The organism is uncultured Anaerobiospirillum sp. (genome assembly GCF_902485895.1).
Taxonomy (GTDB): domain Bacteria; phylum Pseudomonadota; class Gammaproteobacteria; order Enterobacterales; family Succinivibrionaceae; genus Anaerobiospirillum; species Anaerobiospirillum succiniciproducens.
Window position 1 is genome coordinate 1 of record NZ_CABTML010000049.1, and the last position, 4,746, is coordinate 4,746.

General features: G+C 40.1%; 3 protein-coding genes and 1 pseudogene. 3 read left to right on the forward strand and 1 reads right to left on the reverse strand.

The genetic code is table 11. From position 1 onward, the window contains the following. On the forward strand, nt 1-1,034 hold a 1,034-nt coding region (locus RDO37_RS03925), incomplete at its 5' end, for a hypothetical protein (protein WP_308498182.1). A 162-nt stretch (nt 1,035-1,196) separates the two neighbouring features. On the opposite strand, the pseudogene RDO37_RS03930 reads toward RDO37_RS03925, so the two are convergent. Then, nucleotides 1,197-1,553, reverse strand: a pseudogene (locus RDO37_RS03930) (YebC/PmpR family DNA-binding transcriptional regulator); the annotation flags it as partial. Nucleotides 1,554-2,054: 501 nt separating this feature from the next. Here RDO37_RS03930 and RDO37_RS03935 point away from each other — a divergent pair. Continuing rightward, on the forward strand, nt 2,055-2,747 hold the full coding sequence (locus RDO37_RS03935) for a suppressor of fused domain protein (RefSeq protein ID WP_308498183.1): 693 nt from the start codon (nt 2,055-2,057) through the stop codon (nt 2,745-2,747). Between the two features lie 564 nt (nt 2,748-3,311). After that, nucleotides 3,312-4,694: a hypothetical protein gene (locus tag RDO37_RS03940; RefSeq protein ID WP_308498184.1), complete on the forward strand. Its 1,383-nt coding sequence runs from the start codon at nt 3,312-3,314 to the stop codon at nt 4,692-4,694. The last annotated feature ends 52 nt before the right edge of the window (nt 4,695-4,746 follow it).

Consider the following 4,746-nt stretch of genomic DNA (forward strand, 5'->3'; position numbering starts at 1 on the left):
AGGAGCGCGTATTTAGCCCTGTTAGTGTCTCTTTATTCCTTAGCGAACCTGAAGAGGGGTTTAACAACTACTGGTCGAACACAGGAGCTCGATCATCATTTATACTCAAGCTGTTACAGAAATGTAATCACGCCATTGTTAACCAGCTTCTTAACAGCATCTATCAAAACCCAATAGATAAAAAGACAGCGGTTGATGCATCAATCGCCGATGTTTTCGAGAGTCTTTTCCCTATATTTAGCTTGGCAATAGATAATTCGGCAACAAATCAAGCTAACAAACAACTTCTATCTATTGATGTAAACAGCCTAATTGTCAAACTTAACAATATTAAGAATATCACCTTAACTAATGCTATAGCCATTTTGTTCCAAGCTGGCTACTTAAGCATTAAGGAGGTTATAGACAACGTTGCATACTTGGGTTTAGCCAATCATGAGGTAGCTAACTCTTTAGCAACTCTTTTAATTGAAGAACTCCAAGATCACCCAGAAAGCATGCCTGGTGTAAACCATAAGCTCTTTAGCTTGCTTAGTAATAAGAAAGAAGTATTTGAACGCCTGCATCAAGGCGGTAAGAGTATTGCTGATCTATTTGATGATATCCTCAATTGCCTTGATGAGAAGAGCTTCACAGAGCCTAATTACGAAAAGGCTCTCACCGCGAATATATTCTTGCCTTTTTTCTTTTCAGGCTTTTGTGCACAGCGTGAATTCGCATCCCTTTTTGGCTATGCAGATTTAGTGATTAATAAGCAAGAAAATGGTCTAATGGTACCTGACGTGGTAATTGAGTTTAAGCTAGCACGCTGTCGCGATAATGTAATCAAGAAGCTTGATGAGGGCTCTAAGCAAATGGTCGATCGCAAGTATGGTTTTAGCTTGCTTAACTCCGATCCGCACCGCTATTGCATAGTCCTTAGCAATGCTCTAAAGCAAGTTGCAGCTGTCTCTAGGATTAACCGTGACGGCACTTATGCAGTTGAGTATCAACACCCTGATATCAATGCCAAGGGCATTGCTAAAGCCAAATAATGTTAAATGGCCGTTGCTATTCAATGGCTATTTTTGGTGAATGGAAACAAAAATGCCGCAGCATGACGAAATTTTGGTGTCATGCTGCGGCATTTTCATTATGGCCACAAGGATAAATAAGTTCATCCTTGAGGCGCAAGATTACTTTGAGATGAGGATTAATTACATCTCGAGATCATCTGGGATCTGGGCGTTGTGGTAGACGTTCTGAACGTCATCAAGGTCCTCAAGAAGATCGATCATACGGATGAACTTCTCTGCAGTTTCCTTGTCCAGTGCAGTCTCAGTTGATGGAGTCATGGTAACTTCAGCTGAAGATGGGCTGATGTTCTGAGCTGCAAAAGCATCTACAACAGCAACAAAGTTCTCAGGAGCGGAGGTTACATCGATATAACTGTCGTCATTAACAATAACGTCATCAGCACCAGCCTCAAGAGCGATGTTCATTGCAGTCTCTTCATCAACGCTCATGTTACCTGACTCATCAGGCATGAAGCTGATTAAGCCATGAGTGGTGAATAAGTAACCAACGAGCTCAAAGCCATGACATCTGAGTAATTGTTACTAGATGCGATTATGTCTAGGATGATTAGGTTGCTACCATACTAGTTGTGAGCATGATCCCGTATTGGCAAATTGCTTGGGTTGTTTTTGTGATGAGGTCTCCTTATTTGTTCATCTAAGCTTACATACTATGAGCTCATCACTATAATGGTTTGAAGATCATAGTGCCCAACTTTTTGGATGCTATATGACTAAAGCTTTTGTCGAACGCTTAAGTGCTCATGGTCAAACTTCAATACCATGATCTTTAAGCTTGAATGCTCGATTAAAAGGAACAGTAGCCATACTTGCAGCTAAGCTGAACTTATGAGGCTACATTGGCATCTCCTTATCTTTAGACAAAGTTAAGGTCGATGCGTTCAACGATGATAATGGAAATTTGATACGTAAGAAGAATTGGACAGCAGCGCGGCCTTAAGAGTCGCTCTTTAAGACTGTCTGTAAGGTTTTGCAGCAATGAGTGAGTTTAAAGGTCAAGATTTCGGTGATGATTCTTTGGACCTTCATCCTGAACTGTATGATGAAGTGCAATTTCAGGCAGTAGATGAACATATTGCAAAGTTCTTTGGTGAATGCTCTGGCGTATTTCATGAGCTGATTTCACCAGATATTCATTGCGATATCTATATTGTTCATGCCAAAGATCAAGATGATCGTGCCTTTTTCAATTTAATTACTCATGGTACTGGTGCGCATGTTATGAACGTACCAGACAAGTTTGCCTCAGCCGATGTCTACCGTGCCGAATTTGTCGTAAGTCTTCCTAGCAATTGGAAAGTCGACTCATCTGTAGAGATAGACTATTGGCCAATCCGCCTGCTAAAAGTACTCTCAAGATTACCAATTGAAGAAGATAGCTGGCTTGGCCCATATCATACTGTTAGCCTGCCTGATGGCTTTGCTCAAGGTACTGATTTTACTGGCGTGCTCATCGTACCTGCCTTATCTGTCAGCGTGGGTGCTGATCGGGAAGAAGCTTCGATTTGTGAGCTGCCATATGGTGATGGTGATGTTAACTTCTATCAAGTTATTCCTCTCCATCAAGATGAATTAGACTTTGCCGTTGAGCACGGCTCCATCGAGCTCCTCAAACGCTTTGGCGATCAGATGAGCTATATCATCGATCCAACGCGCCCATCCATCCTCTAAGCCACCTCCCCAAAATCCCAAGATCCCATACAATCAACCATGGCTCTGATGAGCCATGGACTAGATTATTGCGTGCTAAGTAACGTCCCTCAGTGCCCCGCCTATCATCGACGCAATCAAGATTCCATCTTGTGGTTTTGGTCCAAAGTACAGTCAAACAACAGTGCCAAAGCCATCATATCAAACTCCAATCATCAAAAAACTGAGCTCTCTCAGCCCAAGCCTCAATAGCAGCTAATTTCATATCAGGCTTAGGTAAGTCACGGATCAAATCATAAGCAAGTACTAAACTTGCCGCATTATCTTAGGAGCACATCATTGCTTAATAGCATGAGCACTGTTGCGTTAACTATTTGATTTTTTAAAGCAGTCTAAAAATTAGATTTTAGCTATTGTCTTGATGAACCTGCGGTGCTAATGTTGTAGCTAGATATGAGTGCACAAGTTTTGAAATGAACTTAGTTAATTCTGTCTTCATGTCAGAAGCAATTGGTACAAGCTAACGACCTGTTTAAGCGAATCGAGGTAATAATGAATATCATAGAATCGTACAAGAATGCCCTAATGATTCATTTAGTGGCAAAAGACTTGAAAGCTCAATTTCTCACGATGGGTGTTGAAAATGAAATTACAGCGTTAGACCTCGATGCTATGCCTGATATAGTAGATTCGCTTTTACTTACTTTAATTCATGGAAAGGAAACAGAGCTTCCTTTTGCTTTAATCAAGGAGTGCCTGCATACTGAAGAGGGTAGAGAAATTCTGCAGCGTGCATTTGATGCTAGTCATTCAATTGATACTGAGGAATTCACGCCTTTAGATTTGGATCTGGCCTTAGCCGTAATAACTGAATGCAGCAAGAGTGACGACGGCATAGATATGCTGTTCGCCGTTAATAAACGGATCATGCCAAATGAATCATCGATGATTAATTCTGGATGGTGGAACTTCTTTGTTGCTTATGTACATTATGTTTTAGATTTTAGTAGCACTGCACTTTATTATTTTGAACGAGCAAAAGAGTCTGATCAACAAAAAATTGACTGTGATGAATATATTCAAAGCTGTATAACTCGTTTAAGCTGCGCTTGTTTTAAGCAGAATTTTAGACAGCGAGTACAGGCTGTTTGGCTTTCTTTTGTTGAGCAAGAGGAATACATCCGCAATATTTTTAACAAAGGTCTTACCAAAAGAAATCTTGAAGGTATTAATAAAAAGCTTATTGAAATATTTAAACAAGTTAATACTGCTGTCGTTGTACGTAGGTCTGACAATGGCAAAAAATTTGAGCTAATTATTACCCAGGTTGCGGATTGTATCAGACTATATGCGTACATTTACGTGAAGGAGCAAGCGCCGGAAAGGGTTTTAAAGTATTGGGATATTGTCGTTGGTGTACCAGCTATGCCAAGTAGACCTTTAGTTGTTAAAAACGTGGAGATTACTGCAGACGATGTAATGATTTTGTTAAGTCATGAGAATCTGAAGTTTAATATATTGGCTTACTGCGCAAAACTACAAATATTGGGCATACCTGAGCATGATGCTATAAATTATATTAAGGACATTATTCGTATTGTGATAGGCGAACTTGCAGTGATTGCCTATATAGGAGAGGTTCAGTTATTAGACTCTGCTAATGAACTAAGTGATAAAGGCAACTCAAACCCAACTAAATATACCAAGTCTATGCGTCTAAGCGAGCTTCCAAACTTTTTAAGTTCCAAGGGATTAAGCCTAGATATCGATGAGAACAAAGCTCTAGAATCCTGTAAAAGGACAGCTATAGGGGAAGTAGGTCTGCTAGGAAATTTGCGTTGGCGTCAGGATATTGCTGTAGTGACAAGTAGTTTGGATTGGATGGAACATGCCTTTTTTATAGAGAGTGACTATCCCTTAAAAGTATGTGTACGATATTTGGGGGGTATTAATATAAAACTGGCATAACTATTATGAACCGCATGTTTATCAGTTTTTTTGGGAAACATGCACATGAATA